18 protein-coding genes are annotated in these 13,733 nt (G+C 67.7%); 7 read left to right on the forward strand and 11 right to left on the reverse strand.

Annotated features, from left to right (window positions below; genetic code table 11):
- Positions 1-46: 46 nt before the first annotated feature.
- From AB7E03_RS10415 to AB7E03_RS10425, 3 genes are read left to right on the forward strand one after another with little or no spacing between them, the layout of a single operon-like run.
- Positions 47-556 carry a MarR family winged helix-turn-helix transcriptional regulator gene (locus tag AB7E03_RS10415; protein WP_489941344.1) on the forward strand — a complete coding sequence of 170 codons (510 nt, stop codon included), beginning with the start codon at positions 47-49 and terminating at the stop codon, positions 554-556.
- A 51-nt stretch (positions 557-607) separates the two neighbouring features.
- Entirely contained in the window at positions 608-772 is a 165-nt protein-coding gene (locus AB7E03_RS10420) for a hypothetical protein (RefSeq protein WP_167552371.1), read from the forward strand.
- A gap of 22 nt (positions 773-794) precedes the next feature.
- On the forward strand, positions 795-1,049 hold the full coding sequence (locus AB7E03_RS10425) for a DUF6458 family protein (RefSeq protein WP_441780921.1): 255 nt from the start codon (positions 795-797) through the stop codon (positions 1,047-1,049).
- 72 nt (positions 1,050-1,121) lie between these two features.
- Here AB7E03_RS10425 and AB7E03_RS10430 read toward each other — a convergent pair whose 3' ends face one another.
- A complete protein-coding gene (locus AB7E03_RS10430; RefSeq protein ID WP_489941345.1) occupies positions 1,122-2,519 on the reverse strand; it encodes a pyridoxal phosphate-dependent decarboxylase family protein in 1,398 nt (465 codons plus the stop codon).
- Positions 2,520-2,640: 121 nt separating this feature from the next.
- Between AB7E03_RS10430 and AB7E03_RS10435 the strand changes: the two genes are divergently transcribed.
- Positions 2,641-3,516, forward strand: a complete 876-nt coding sequence (locus tag AB7E03_RS10435) for an aminoglycoside phosphotransferase family protein (protein ID WP_489941346.1) — start codon at positions 2,641-2,643, stop codon at positions 3,514-3,516.
- Positions 3,517-3,525: 9 nt separating this feature from the next.
- Here AB7E03_RS10435 and AB7E03_RS10440 read toward each other — a convergent pair whose 3' ends face one another.
- The 5 genes from AB7E03_RS10440 to AB7E03_RS10460 all read right to left on the reverse strand — a co-directional run bounded on the left by AB7E03_RS10440 (position 3,526) and on the right by AB7E03_RS10460 (position 7,543).
- A complete protein-coding gene (locus AB7E03_RS10440) occupies positions 3,526-3,858 on the reverse strand; it encodes a DUF7882 family protein (RefSeq protein ID WP_489941347.1) in 333 nt (110 codons plus the stop codon).
- A 73-nt stretch (positions 3,859-3,931) separates the two neighbouring features.
- A complete protein-coding gene (locus AB7E03_RS10445) occupies positions 3,932-5,023 on the reverse strand; it encodes a fatty acid desaturase family protein (protein WP_441780917.1) in 1,092 nt (363 codons plus the stop codon).
- Positions 5,024-5,190: 167 nt separating this feature from the next.
- A complete protein-coding gene (locus AB7E03_RS10450; RefSeq protein WP_018192289.1) occupies positions 5,191-5,397 on the reverse strand; it encodes a cold-shock protein in 207 nt (68 codons plus the stop codon).
- Between the two features lie 312 nt (positions 5,398-5,709).
- Positions 5,710-6,051 (reverse strand): hypothetical protein, encoded by a 342-nt coding sequence (locus AB7E03_RS10455; protein ID WP_489941348.1) that lies wholly within the window; start codon positions 6,049-6,051, stop codon positions 5,710-5,712.
- A gap of 118 nt (positions 6,052-6,169) precedes the next feature.
- Positions 6,170-7,543: an NAD-dependent succinate-semialdehyde dehydrogenase gene (locus AB7E03_RS10460; RefSeq protein ID WP_489941349.1), complete on the reverse strand. Its 1,374-nt coding sequence runs from the start codon at positions 7,541-7,543 to the stop codon at positions 6,170-6,172.
- 184 nt (positions 7,544-7,727) lie between these two features.
- On the opposite strand from AB7E03_RS10460, the gene AB7E03_RS10465 reads away from it, so the two are divergent.
- Together AB7E03_RS10465 and AB7E03_RS10470 are read left to right on the forward strand one after the other, a co-directional pair.
- Positions 7,728-9,074, forward strand: a complete 1,347-nt coding sequence (locus tag AB7E03_RS10465) for an NAD(P)/FAD-dependent oxidoreductase (RefSeq protein ID WP_489941350.1) — start codon at positions 7,728-7,730, stop codon at positions 9,072-9,074.
- A 2-nt stretch (positions 9,075-9,076) separates the two neighbouring features.
- Positions 9,077-10,909 carry a thiamine pyrophosphate-requiring protein gene (locus AB7E03_RS10470; protein WP_489941351.1) on the forward strand — a complete coding sequence of 611 codons (1,833 nt, stop codon included), beginning with the start codon at positions 9,077-9,079 and terminating at the stop codon, positions 10,907-10,909.
- A 14-nt stretch (positions 10,910-10,923) separates the two neighbouring features.
- Here AB7E03_RS10470 and AB7E03_RS10475 read toward each other — a convergent pair whose 3' ends face one another.
- The gene (locus tag AB7E03_RS10475) at positions 10,924-11,154 is read right to left on the reverse strand and encodes a hypothetical protein (protein ID WP_489941352.1); all 231 of its coding nucleotides are present in this window, start codon (positions 11,152-11,154) and stop codon (positions 10,924-10,926) included.
- Positions 11,155-11,264: 110 nt separating this feature from the next.
- On the opposite strand from AB7E03_RS10475, the gene AB7E03_RS10480 reads away from it, so the two are divergent.
- Positions 11,265-11,735 carry a MarR family transcriptional regulator gene (locus AB7E03_RS10480; RefSeq protein ID WP_489941353.1) on the forward strand — a complete coding sequence of 157 codons (471 nt, stop codon included), beginning with the start codon at positions 11,265-11,267 and terminating at the stop codon, positions 11,733-11,735.
- Here AB7E03_RS10480 and AB7E03_RS10485 read toward each other — a convergent pair.
- The 4 genes from AB7E03_RS10485 to AB7E03_RS10500 form a co-directional block, all read right to left on the reverse strand.
- Positions 11,710-12,237, reverse strand: a complete 528-nt coding sequence (locus AB7E03_RS10485; RefSeq protein ID WP_489941354.1) for a DUF805 domain-containing protein — start codon at positions 12,235-12,237, stop codon at positions 11,710-11,712. The genes AB7E03_RS10480 and AB7E03_RS10485 overlap by 26 nt on opposite strands.
- An 85-nt stretch (positions 12,238-12,322) precedes the next feature.
- On the reverse strand, positions 12,323-12,757 hold the full coding sequence (locus tag AB7E03_RS10490) for a hypothetical protein (RefSeq protein WP_489941355.1): 435 nt from the start codon (positions 12,755-12,757) through the stop codon (positions 12,323-12,325).
- On the reverse strand, positions 12,754-13,284 hold the full coding sequence (locus tag AB7E03_RS10495) for a DUF5085 family protein (RefSeq protein ID WP_489941356.1): 531 nt from the start codon (positions 13,282-13,284) through the stop codon (positions 12,754-12,756). Before AB7E03_RS10495 ends, AB7E03_RS10490 begins: the two co-directional genes overlap by 4 nt.
- A complete protein-coding gene (locus AB7E03_RS10500) occupies positions 13,284-13,727 on the reverse strand; it encodes a hypothetical protein (RefSeq protein WP_489941357.1) in 444 nt (147 codons plus the stop codon). Before AB7E03_RS10500 ends, AB7E03_RS10495 begins: the two co-directional genes overlap by 1 nt.
- Positions 13,728-13,733 lie beyond the last annotated feature (6 nt).

Consider the following 13,733-nt stretch of genomic DNA (forward strand, 5'->3'; position numbering starts at 1 on the left):
TACACCCCCGTTGCGAACATGAGAGACGAGGGCATGACTGGAGAAGGTGAAGGACGAATCGGAGACCCCGCAGCCGGACACGGCGGTCCTCGAAGCGTTGCAGGTCTATCGAGCCGCTGAAGCCGCCATGCGCAGGCGCACGGGCGCTGCCATGGGGATCGGCGACAACGACCTGCTGGCGCTCCGCCTCATCCTCGACAACACCGCCGCCGGCCGAACCACCTTCGCCAAGGAGGTGAGCGCGTACCTCGGTGTCTCCAGCGCATCCACGACTCTCCTCGTCGACCGGCTGGTGCGCAGCGGCTTCGTCGAGCGCCGCCAGAGCCGCGCCGACAAGCGCTCCGTCGAGTTGGTTCCCACGCGGGCGGCCCTGGGCGATACCGGGCCTCTGCTGGCCGCGGCGCAGGAGCAGCTGGCCGCAGCGACCGCCGAATTGAGCCCGGATGAGGCCGAAACGGTGACCAAATTCCTCGTCAAGATGCGCCAGACGGTCGATCGGATCGCGGCGGAGCGTGCAAGTAGGCCGAAACGGACCTCAAGTCAAGGGGATTCCTAGGCATTTGAAGTAGTTGTTGGCTGGAGGGCGTCTAGGAAAGGACACTTCTCCATGAACATCCTGCTCATCATCATCGCCATCATCGCGATCATCCTGCTGCTCACCGGTGGGTTCGTGCAGTCGTTGAACTTCCTGCTGTGGGTGGGAATCATTCTGCTCGTCCTCGCCGTGATCGTCTGGCTGGTGCGACTGCTCACGGGGAGCCGACGGGTCTAGTCGGCCGGCCGAGGAGGCACATATGAGTCTCGGCGCAGGCATCTTCCTGGTCGTGGTGGGCGCGATCCTCGCGTTCGCCCTCAATGTCCAGGTTGCTTGGATCGATCTCCACCTGGTGGGTTACATCCTGATGTTCGCCGGTCTCATCGGCATCATCATCGGGATCGTACTGATCACCCGGCGTCGCACCTCCGTCGCCACCACCCGCACGGCCGTCGATCCTGCGACGGGCGAGCGTGTGACACGACGGACGGGCGAATCGGACGACATCGTCTGACACCATCCCCGTCTTGAACGACAGAAGGCCCCGTGCTTGCGGCACGGGGCCTTCTGTTCGTCTCCGGCAGGATCACTCCATCGTGTCGAGGATCCCGACCAGGTCGTCGAACGTCGTCAGCGGGTTCAGCACGGCGAACCGCGTGTTCGGACGGCCAGCGTGCGAGCTCGGCGTGACGAACGCGCGCTGCTCCTCGAGCAGTCGGGCCGACCAGACGGCGTAATCCTCCTTCGTCCAGCCCTCGCGCTCGTAGACCACGACGGAGAGCTGCGGCCGGCGCACCAGGCGGAACCCCTCGCGCCGCTCGATCTCCTCGGCGATCTGCTCGGCGAGCCGGATGGATGCGGTGACCGCGTCGCGGTACGCGGCCGCGCCGTGGGACGCCAGCGAGAACCAGAACGGCAGTCCGCGCGCCCGCCGCGTCAGATGCGCGGCGTAGTCGGACGGGCTCCATTCGTTGCCCTCGGTCAGCGTGTCCAGATACTCGGCGTGCTGCGTGTGGGCGCGCCGGCCTGCTTCCGGGTCGCGGTAGATGAGCGCGCAGGCATCGAACGGCGCGAACAGCCACTTGTGCGGGTCGACGATCACCGAGTCCGCGTGCTCGACGCCCTGGAAGCGGTCGCGTGCGAGCGGCGACAGCATCCCGGCCAGCCCGTAGGCGCCGTCGACGTGCAGCCAGAACGAGAACTCGGACTTCAGCGCCGCGACGGACGCGATGTCGTCGACGATCCCGAAGTTGGTGGAGCCGCCGGTGACGACGACCGCGAACACGGCATCTCCGTACTCCTCGAGGGCCGGCCGAACCGCCTCCCCCGTCAGCACGCCCGTCTCGCCGGGCGAGACCGCGACCACGTCCACATCCATCACCCGGGCGGCGGACGAGACCGAGGAATGCGCTTCGGAGCTGCACACGATCACCCAGCGACCGGACGGATTGCCGCGCTCGGTGCGCGCGGCATCGCGGGCCGCGACCAGGGCGGACAGGTTGCCGAGCGTCCCACCCTGAACGAAAACGCCGCCGGCCGTCGGCGGTAGCCCGAACTCGGCCGCCAGCCACGACAGCACCTGGTTCTCGGCGTAGACCGCGCCCGAGCCCTCGAGCCAGGATCCGCCGTAGACGGCGCTGGCCGAGACCACCAGATCGAACGCCGTCGCGGCTTTCGTCGGGGCGGTGGGGATGAACGAGAGGTAGCGCGGGTGGTCGGTGGTGATGCAGGCGGGCGCGAGCACGTGCTCGAACAGGGCAAGGGCGCGCTCGGCGCCCATGCCGTTCTCTGAGACGGTCTGGCCCGCGAGGCGGCGGAGCTCGAACTCCGGCAGCGGCTTGTCGAGCGGCGTGTCCTCGCTCAGGATGCGGCGACGCGAGTAGTCGAGCACGAGGTCGACGAGTTCGCGGGTCTCCGGCGTCACGGCGTGCATCCGGTCGTGGGACGGGGTGGGCTTCTGGGTCATGGATCCTCCGTCGGACATGCTTTCACAAAGAACTCGCACGAGTTTGACGCCTGCCGCACGGAAACTGCGCGTGCGCTCGGGAACTGGCACATTTGTGCGCACGGCCGCGTGTCGCCGACCGGCCTGCTAGCGTCGAGCGGTGAGCGACACACCCCCCGAGGACATCCGCACCGACACCGCTCTCGTCACCCGCATCCTCGCAGAGCAGCATCCCGACCTCCAAGGCGAGCTGCGTCTGGTCTCGGACGGCTGGGACAACCAGCTCTACCGTCTCGGCGACCGCCTCGCGGTACGCGTGCCGCGGCGGGAGGTGGCAGCGCACCTCATCGAGCACGAGCAGCTGATGCTGCCCGGGATCGCCGCACGCGTCAGCGTCCGAGTGCCGGTCCCCGTGCGCGTCGGCGCGCCGTCGGCCGCCTTCCCGTGGCCGTGGAGCGTGGTCGAGTGGTTCCACGGGATCGACGGCGCCTCGGTCGACGGTGCCGATCGCACCGGGCTCGCCGAGCCGCTGGCCCGCTTCCTCGGCGAACTGGCGGTGTCCGCCCCGGACGCACCGCGGAACCCGGTCCGGGGCGTCCCCCTGGCGTCCCGCCACGACGCGGTCCAGACGCGCCTTCGCTCGCTGAGCGGCCGGATGGAGGTGGCCGGCCTCGAGCAGGCCTGGCGGGAGGCGCTCGACGCGACCCCGTGGGAGGGCGAGCCGCTGCTCCTGCACGGAGACCTGCATCCCGGAAACCTCCTGCTCACGCCGGACGGTGGGCTGTCCGCAGTGGTCGACTTCGGGGATGTGACCTCCGGCGACCCGGCGACCGACCTGGCCACGGGATGGCTGACCTTCGACGGGGACGCGCGCGAACGCTTCCACGACGCCCTCCCGGTGCGGCCGGACGCCGCGACCTGGCTCCGCGCTCGCGGGTGGGCGGTCGCGATGGCGTCCGCCCTGGCAACCGCATCGGACGACAACCCGCGCATGGCCTCGCTGGCTCGACACGCGCTCGCCCAGCTCGCCGACTGAGCGGTAGCTCTAGAGACCGCGCTCGTGCGTCGTGGCGGTCACCGGCTGCCCGTCCTCATCGATCGCGATGAGCCCGGACGAACTCGCCGCGGCGGCCGCGAGGTGCTCGATCCACTCGCGGTCGAGCGCCGGCGGGCGTGACCCGCTGAACCGGAACCGGAGCGGGATGGACGGGTCGATCCAGACGGTCGTCCGGCCGTCACCGTTCTCGGGCGTCTCGCGCCAGCTGAGGGCGAACGACTCCTTGCGACGCAGCTTCGACACGATCACCACTTCCAGGTGCGCGAGGACGCGATCGTCGAAAGAGATCTGTGTGCTGCTGTCGTAGACCATGTATCCCATCGGGCACCTCCACGATCACCGTACGCCAACGACGCGTAATCGCACCTGGCGATCAGCGGGTCGGCGGGACCGGTCAGGCTCGGCGGTACGTGCCGGCGACGGGGCAGTCGAACGGGTTGCGGGCAGCGAGACCGACGCGGTTGAGGTAGCGGATGACGATCCCGTACGAGCGGACCAGCGTCGTCTCGGTGTACGGGACGTCGTGGGCGGCGCAGTGCGCCATGGTGAGCTTTCGCGCCCGAGCCAGGTGCGGTCGCGGCATGCTCGGGAAGAGGTGGTGCTCGACCTGGTGGTTCAGACCGCCCATGAGGAGGTTCATCCACCAGCCGCCGGTGATGTTGCGGGAGGTGCGGACCTGCTTGTCGAGGAAGTCGACGCGCGATCCCTCCGGCAGCTGCGGCATGCCCTTGTGGTTCGGGGCGAACGACGCACCCATGTAGAGGCCGAAGACCGCGAGCTGCACGCCGAGGAACGCGAACCCGACACCGACCGGGAGGAGCAGGAAGATCGCGCCGACGTAGAGGGCGAACCGGACGAAGATGGCCGTGAGCTCCTTCGCCCGGCCGGGGACCGGCTCCTTGGCGACCAGCGAACGCAGCGAGGTCACGTGGAGGTTGACGCCCTCGAGGAGGAGGAGCGGGAAGAACAGGTAACCCTGCTTGCGGGTGATCGCGCCGAGGACGCCGGTCGCGCGCGCCGCATCCGCCTCGGTGAACGAGATGGTGTCGCGGGCGATGTCCGGGTCTTTGCCGATGGTGTTCGGGTTGGCGTGGTGACGCGTGTGCTTCGTCATCCACCACTGGTAGCTCATGCCGACCAGCCAGGTCGCGACGAAGCGGCCGGCCCGATCGTTCGCCGGACCGGAGGCGAACACCTGGCGGTGGGAGGCTTCATGGGCCAAGAAGGCGAACTGCGTGAAGATGATGCCAAGGGCTGCTGCGATCAGCAGCGAGAACCAGGAGTCGCCCAGCAGGATGAGGCCGGCGAACGCGCCGACCAGAGCGACGGCGATGCCGACGAACATGGCGATGTAGAAGCCACGGCGGCGCTCGAGCAGCCCTTCGGCCCGGACTTGACCCAGCAGATCGCTGTAGGTGCTCGTCATGGACGGCCGATTGGAGCGGGCTTTGGTGGGCCGGATCGGACCCAGAACAGTTGCGGTCATGCTTCCTCCGCTGTGTCAGACGACTTCCCAGCCGAGGAGTTGAGCATCACGCCCTAGATGGTTTGAGCATATGCGCCGTTCCTGGGCACCAGCACCGAGGTTGGTGGGCATTGCTCCGATGAGAGGGGGATGCGGGACCGGGATACCCGGTCCCGCATCAGGACCGGTCAGACCGGTCGGATGTTGGATGCCTGGAGGCCCTTCGGGCCGCGGGTCACCTCGTACTCGACCTTCTGATTCTCGGCCAGGTTGCGGAACTCGCCCTGCGACGCGATCTCGCTGAAGTGGGCGAAGACGTCGGCAGTGCCGTCATCCGGGGCGATGAACCCGTAACCCTTCTCCGTGCTGAACCATTTGACGGTACCTGTGGCCATCGTTTTTCTTCCTTCTTATTTGTATTGGAGGCCGCCGGAGCAGCCCCTGTTCGCCGCGCAGACAGCGCGGACGTTGTGGGACGCGACTCGGGTGGACCGGTCGCGGCGTATCGACGGTGAGGGAGTGTCCCTCGCCGGAGGTGTTGACGGCTTCAGATGCCGTACGGAGGGGGTGATATCGATCCTTTCGCGGCGGTGCCGCGGGTACTGGTGCGCTGTGCCAATTCTTCAGCGACGCGCTCACATCACTCCGGGATCGGGCACCATCGTCCGACCGGAGTCCCGCCAGACTACAGGACATCTGCCGTTCGTTCAGTTTCCGTGCAGAAATAGTGTCGACGGAAGCACGGCGACCGCGGCCGCGACGAGCAATCCGGCGCCTGCAGAGACCACCTGGGGAAGGCCGTTCCGGCGAGCGATCACGAGCACCGCACACCCCGTCGCCGCCATCACCAGCACGACGACCGCGGCCGCCGCGAACACCAGTGCCGCATCCCCGTCGTTCCAGGTCGGGTCGATGGATGCGACCCCCAGCCACGCGCCGACGTACGCCGCAGCCTCCCAGGCGAGAAGCAGCGGAAGGGACGCGAGGAGCCCGCCGGTCACTGCGGTGGCGAGTGCCGCCTGGACCGCGGTCGACGCGGTGCGAGTCATGGTTCCATTCGAACAGGCGCGTCGCCGGGACGCATCCCTCTTCAGAATGAGGCCGGAAACGAAGGAGTCCGTGGCCGAACCGGCCACGGACTCCTTTTTCGACCCGGTCAGACCCGCATCACCAATCGTTGCCGACCCGGATCAGCTTCTTGTTGACGAACTCGTCGGCACCGAAGCGGCCGAGCTCGCGGCCCGAGCCGGAGCGCTTCACGCCGCCGAACGGCAGTTCGGCGCCGTCGGCGAGGACGACGTTCACGAAGACCATGCCGGCCTCGATGCGGTCGGCGACGCGAGACGCCTGCTCCTTGTCGGTCGTGTAGAGGTAGGAGCCGAGCCCGAACGGGGTGTCGTTGGCGATGCGGACGGCCTCCTCCTCATCCGAAGCGCGGTACACCTGCGCGACCGGCCCGAAGAACTCCTCCTTCGAGGCCGGGTTGTCCGGGGTGACGTCGGTCAGCACCGTGGTGTCGAAGAAGGCGCCGTTGCGGCCGCCGCCACGGACCAGGGTGGCGCCGTTCTCGACGGCGCGCTTCACCTGCTCGTCCAGGTTCTCCGCCGCCTTCAGCGACGAGAGCGGGCCGAGCGCAGAGTCTTCCGCAGTCGGGTCGCTCGCCTCGACCTCGGACAGCTTCGCGGTGAACTTCTCCAGGAACGGCTCGTACAGCTCGTCGATCACGACGAAACGCTTGGCAGCGTTGCAGGACTGGCCGCTGTTGTCCAGGCGCGCATCCACGGCGTTCTGCACCGCAGCATCCAGGTCGTCGGTGGAGAGCAGGATGAACGGGTCGGACCCGCCGAGCTCCAGCACGACCTTCTTCAGGTTGCGCCCGGCGATCTCGGCGACCTTCGCGCCGGCCCGCTCGGATCCGGTGAGCGAAACACCCTGGACCCGCGGGTCGGCGATCACGGTCTCGATCTGCGGATGGCTAGCGTAGATGTTGATGTACGCGCCCTCCGGGAAGCCGGCGTCGAGGAAGATCTGCTGGATGGCGGCCGCCGACTCCGGGCACTGCTCGGCGTGCTTGAGCAGGATGGTGTTGCCGATCACGAGGTTGGGCCCGGCGAAGCGGGCGACCTGGTAGTACGGGAAGTTCCACGGCATGATGCCGAGCAGCACGCCGAGCGCCGAGCGGCGGACGACCGCGGAGCCGTCGCCGTCGAGGAGCCGGATCGGCTCGTCCTTGAGGAACTCGTCCGCGTTGTCCGCGTAGTACTCATAGATTGCACCGGCGAAGTCGACCTCGGCGAGCGCCTGCTCGACCGGCTTGCCCATCTCCTGCACGATGATGTCCGCGAGCTGCTGGCGGCGCTCCACGTGAAGTTCGCCGACACGGCGGACCAGCGCGGCCCGCTCCTGCGCGGTCGTCGAACGCGACCACGTCCGGAAGGCATTGTCGGCCGAGGCGATCGCAGCCTCCAGGTCGGCGTCGCTGATGGTGTCGAAGGTCTTGACCGTCTCGCCGGTGGCGGGATTGGTCACGGCGTAGTTCATGGCGCTCCTCTTCTTCACTGAAACGGGTCTAGCCCACGTTGAGAATACGTCCTCCGCGCACCAGGTGGCTCGCCACACCGTCCAGAGCGACCTCCTGCCCTCGACACGGCGTACAGGGAATTCACCGCTAAACGCCCTCGCCGCACCCGTTGCCTTTATGCGACGGCAGCGTTCAATGGGGGCGATGACCGAACCGCACATCCTCATCCTGGGCGCCGGCTTCGCCGGTTTCACGCTCGCTCGCGCGCTGCGCCGCGACGCTGCTGCGGGCCGTGTGCGACTCACGGTGGTCGAGTCGCAGCCCTACCTGACCTACAAGCCGCTGCTGCCCGAGGTGGCCGGCGGCGAGACGCAGCCGCGCGACACCGTCGTGCCCCTGCACCGGCCGCTGAAGAACGCCGGGGTGATCGCCGGCGCGCTCGAATCGGTCGACACCGGCGCGAAAGTCGCCGTCGTCCGGTCCCTCGACGGGAGTGAGCGGCGACTGCACTACGACCACGTGGTCTTCGCCCTGGGAGCGATCACCAAGACCCTGCCCATCCCTGGGCTCGCCGACAACGCCATCGGGTTCTCCAGCGTCGAAGAGGCCGCCTACCTGCGCGATCACGTGCTGGAGCGCATCCGGTTCGCGGCCAGCACGTCGGACGCGGCGGAGCGGAAACGCGCGCTGACCTTCGTGTTCGTCGGCGGGGGCTACACGGGCGTTGAGGCGATCGCCGAACTGCAGCGGCTCGCGACCAGCGAGATCGGCCGGTACCGCGAACTCGAGGGCGAGCGGATGGAGTGGCTGCTGATCGAGGTCGCCGGCCGGATCGCCGCCGAACTGCCCGAGCAGCTGTCCGGCTGGACCCTCCGCCTCCTCCGCCGCCGCGGCATCCGGGTTCTCCTGAAGACCGAGGTGAAGACCGTCGAGCACGGGGCCGTGGTGCTCAGCAACGGTGAGACACATCCCGCCGACACCCTCGTCTGGGTCGCCGGGGTGACCCCCAACCCGGTCCTCGACCGCGCGGATGTGCCGCGCGGCCCGAAAGGCCACGTGCAGTGCAACGCACGCCTGCAGGCGATCCGCGACGACGGGTCGCCGCTCGACGGCGTCTGGGCGCTGGGCGACGATGCCCAAGTTCCCGATCTGACGGCCGAGAAGCAGCCGGCGTACTACCCGCCGAACGCGCAGAACGCGATCCGCGAGGCGCGGGTGCTGGCTGAGAACCTCCGCCGCGCGGCGTCCGGACGGGAGCTGATCGAGTACCGTCACCGCACGCTCGGCACGCTCGCCAGCTACGGCGGCATGAAAGGCGCGGCGGTCGTGCGCGGCATCCCGCTGCATGGCCCAGCGGCCTGGGCGGTCGACAAGGTGTACCACGCGATCGCGCTGCCCAGCCTGTCCCGGCGCTTCCGGCTGGTGCTCGGTTGGGTGGGCAACGGACTCACGCCGAGGGATGCGGCACCCGTCGGCACGGTGCGGGAGCCGCGCGCGCGATTCCAAGAAGCCGCAGAAGCGCAGTCGAAGACAGCAGCACGAGGAGAGTGAATATGGCGCAGACGGTGAGTGATTTCGTGGTCGGACGCATCCAGGAGTGGGGCGTCCGTCGCGTGTTCGGGTACCCGGGCGACGGCCTCGGAGAATTCGACGGAGCCCTCGGGCGGGCCGAGCGGTCCGGCTCGGGGCTGGAGTACATCCGTCCCACGCACGAGGAGATCGCCGCTCTGATGGCGACCGCACACGCCAAGTTCACCGGAGAGGTGGGGGTCTGCGCCGCGACCTCGAGCCCGGGCGGCTTCCACATGATGAACGGGCTGTACGACGCCAAAATGGATAACCAGCCGGTCGTCGCCATCGTGGGACAGCAGGGCCTCGACTCCCTCGGCACCTTCAATCAGCAGGAGAGCAACCTCGAGCGCGCGTTCCAGGACGTCGCCGCCTACGTGCAGACGATCGTGTCGCCCGCACAGGCGCAGGCCGTCGTCGACACGGCGTTCCGGACGGCGATCACCCGTCTCCAGCCGTGCGTCATCATCGTCCCGCACGACATCCAGGGCCAGAAGATGGAGGAGCCGACGCCGGCGATGTGGATGTCCCGGTCCAGCGCCGTCGCACCCTCCACGGCGATCGCGCCTCCGCTCGAGCAGCTGCAGGCCGCGGCGGACCTGATCAACGCCGGCGAGCGCGTCACCTTCCTGGTCGGCGCCGGGGCCACGGGCGCGAGCGAGGAGGTGATGGAGGCGGCCCGGTTGACCGGCGCGGGCATCATCACCACCCTGCGGGCGAAGGATGTGGTGTCCTCCGACGTGCCCTTCCACACGCAGCAGGTCGGCCTGCTGGGATCGCGCCCCAGCTCCCGCCTGATGAAGGAGTGCGACACGCTCGTGCTGCTCGGCACGAACTATCCGTACGGGCAGTTCCTGCCCGGCAACGGCCAAGCCCGCGCTGTGCAGATCGATCTGCGGCCGGAGCAGCTGGGGATGCGGTATCCCACCGAGGTGAGCATCTGGGCCGACGTGAAGACGGCGCTGGCCGGTCTCATCCCCTTGCTGAAGCAGAAGGACGACCTCACCTGGCAGCAGAAGGCGGTTGACGGGATGCGGGAGTGGGAGGCGGAGATGACCGCGCAGGCCGAGCAGACCTACGACGACGGCGTCAATCCGCGCCGGGTCTTCCACGAGCTCAACAAGCGACTCCCCGCCGGGGCGGTCGTGACCGCCGACGCGGGCACGACGGCCGACTGGTACGGCCAGCACATCCGGCTCCGCGAAGGCATGCTCGGGGACCTCTCCGGGCGGCTCGCGACCATGCTCGCGGCCATGCCGTACGCGGAGGCGGCCAAGTTCGCGTATCCCGAGCGGACGGTCGTCTGCACCATCGGCGACGGCGCCTTCCAGATGCTCGGCATGAACGAACTCATCACCCTCAAGAAGTACCTGTCGCGCTGGGAGGACCCGTCCTTCATCGTGGTCGTGCTCCACAACGACGACCTCACCCAGGTGTCGTGGGAGATGCGCACCGAGGACGGCAACCCGGTCTGGCCGACGGCGCAGGATGTCGAATCGGTCGACTACGCCGGCTGGGCCCGGCTTCTGGGCTTCAACGGCATCACCGTGGAGAACGACGACGACGTCGGCGCGGCCTGGGATGCCGCCTTCGCCAACCGCGGAGTGACCCTGATCGACGCGCACACGAGCAAGAACGTGCCTCCCCTGCCGCCGCACATCACGGCTGAGTACGCCAAGAACACGGCGACCGCGCTGCTGAAGGGCGATCCTGAGGCGCTGGGCGTCATCAAGGACTCTGCGACTTCGCTCGTCACCGAAGGCGTCGAGCGCGTGAAGGGGGTGCTGCACCGGGACCACGACGACGATCGGTCGTGATCCCGGGGCGATCGTCACGCGCCGTGCTCGGCCTTCGGGTAGTTGCCCGAGCGCTGGTGCGTGCTGCGGACCAGCGGCACCTCGCCGTCGCGTTCGGCCCCGATGTAGGTGCCGGCCACGTCGGCGCTGGGGCCGAGGCCCTCACGCTCGGTGTACTGCCCGTGGACGCCCCGCGCTTCGGGGGCCTCGGGGTCGGCTTGCGTGTAGCGGCCTTCGAGTCCGTCGCGTTCGTTCTCCTGGACCATGGTCACCGCCTCCTTGTTTGCGATAGCGCAATTATCTCACCCCTGACCGCGTCGCGCCATGGACGCGCAAAGGTTGCACGGACGCAACCGATCCGCGGTAGAAAGGACGCGTGAGCGACGACGAACAGGTGGAGGCGGCCCTCAGCGCGGCGGACGTGCTCATGGGCGTCGCCGCGCGTTCGGTCATGGAGGTGGACGATGTCGTCACGTCGCCGCAGCTCAGGGTGCTCGTCTTCATCGCGACGCGCGGCCCCCAGAACCCGGGCGACATCGCCGTCGAGCTAGGAGTGCACGCGTCGAACGCCACGCGCATCAGCGAGAAGCTGGTGCGAGCAGGTCTCGTTGAGCGCAGCGAGGACCCGACCGACCGCCGCTTCGTGACGCTCAGCCTCACCGGGGAGGGCGAGCGGCTGGTCGAGCGGGTGATCGAGCACCGCCGGAACGCCATCGCCGCGGTGCTCGCTGCGATGCCCGCCGACGAGCGGGAGTCGGCTGCACGCGGCTTCGCCGCCTTCGCCGCCGCCGCCGGCGTGGCCCCGACCGAGGACGGCCGCTTCACGCTGCAGCAGCCGCTGGCGTAGGCCGGCTGGGGGCGGGGCGGTCGAAGCGGGCACCCTGGGGCTTGGAGCGCTCGGCCGCCAGGCAGAGCAGGAGAAAGCCGCCGATGGACGGGATGAGGCCGAACAAGAAGAACAGTCCAGAGTGGTTGCCGTCGTGAAGACGCCGCCACATCAGCGCCGCCTGGGGGACGATGGTGCCGAGCTCCCAGAGGACGACGAACAGAGCCGGCAGCCAGGACAACGGCCACGGGGTCGTAGTGCCGTCGTCGTTCACCGTCGCGCCGCCTGCGATAAGGATGCCGATGACGATCATCCCCCCGCACAGGACGACGGCGTTGAAGAAATACCACCACCAGAACTCACTGCGGCTCGCACGGCCGGTGAAGTCCGCGTACTTCGTGAAGAAGCGCTGAATGGCCTGCGCCGGGGAAGCGCCGTAAATGGGAGCCCACAGCGGGGTGTCGCGGGGTGAAGGGTCAGCCGAGAAGGTAGGCGGGGCGGTCGGGTAGTGCGGAGACGTCACGGGGTCCTTTCAGGACACGGATTGATTGGGATGAAGCACGCCTCGTTCAGCGGGCGCGGGTGCGGTGGCCCGAACGCGAGGAGCGTCACTCAACGAGCAGTGCCTGGGTCTGCTGCCGTATCGACCGGTTGTAGGCGATGATGCCGACCAGGAGATAGGCGATGCCAAGAGGGATGGTGATCAACGCCAGGCAGGGAACCTCGAACCCGATCGCAACGATGTGCCAGTTGCTGCCTGCCATCCGAAACTCGATGGGCGCGCTACCGCGCAGGAACAGCGCAACCACGGTTGCGGACGCGAGCAGGAAGCCCAGGCCAGCGGTCACAAGCCACTCTCGAGGCTTCTTCAGACGATCACAGGCCACGGCGTAGACAACGCCGATCGCAATGGTCAGCACCGTCACCAGCGTCGTCTTGTCACTAGCCGGAAGGGGATCGAAGAGCGCGAAAAGGATGGCAGCCCCCGACAGCAAGGTGCCGACCCAGAGCACGATCTCCGGGAGCGACCCCAGTGCCTTCATTTGAGCCCGCTTCCAACGGAAACCGACAACGACTCCGGAGACGTCAGCGCAGGATCGTCATCACTCTGGCTCGCATCTCGATAGCCCACGAAGACCAACGCGTACGGCGACGGGTCCTTGTGAACGACGTGGAAGAACGGGGAGTTGATCTCCAGGCTGTTCGCTTCCAGCGTCGCCAGAAGTTCCGCGTAGACCCTCTCGGTTTGAGCCTCGAAGTCGCCTCTCACCACACCCCTCAGCAGGGGGACGACGTCGAAGTAGGAATGGAAGCGGAACCCCTCTTCGGCAGCGAACGTGTCTTCATGGATGGGGAGGAACATCTCAATATCGACCATCTCGTCCAACGGCACGTTGTTGAGGCTGTAGAACAACGGCCCCTTGGGGTTGTGGCCCTTCGCGGCGATCCTTGCGGCGAAACGGTCGAAGTGCTCACCCATCTCGGTGTAGTGGAACTTCAGCCGAGAACTGACCACGTTCTGATAGGCAAGTCTCTGCCCGAACGACACATCGGGGAACATGGTCTCCATCAGGACTTCCCCACCTCGACATACAGGTCGAGCATGGTCTCGCCATAGACATCGAGGATCACATGATGGATGTTCCGCACCTTCGACCCGGCCGCAGCGACCGCGCTCTGGATCTCTGCGTACGGCACCGGCTCCTCGATATCGCAGTGCCGGTAAAAGAAGTCCGTCTCCACCTCCAGATGCTGATGGAACTCGAACCCGGTATCATTTCCGCCGATAAGGTTCACCGGATTGCCCAGAGCGGTCAACATCGTGAACTCCCGCGAATCAGGAAGCCCCCGAAACACCATTGGGGCCGTGGTGTAGTAGCCGTTGTGGACGAGCACCTGCCGGAAGTAGTCCACCGTCTCGTCGATTGCCTCGAACAGGCGATCGCCCTCACGCAGGTCTATTCGATAACTCACAACATTGTTCAGGCTCAACGTGCGACGCTTCAGCTTCATGGTCCG

The sequence above is a fragment of the Leifsonia sp. RCC_180 genome (assembly GCF_058138205.1).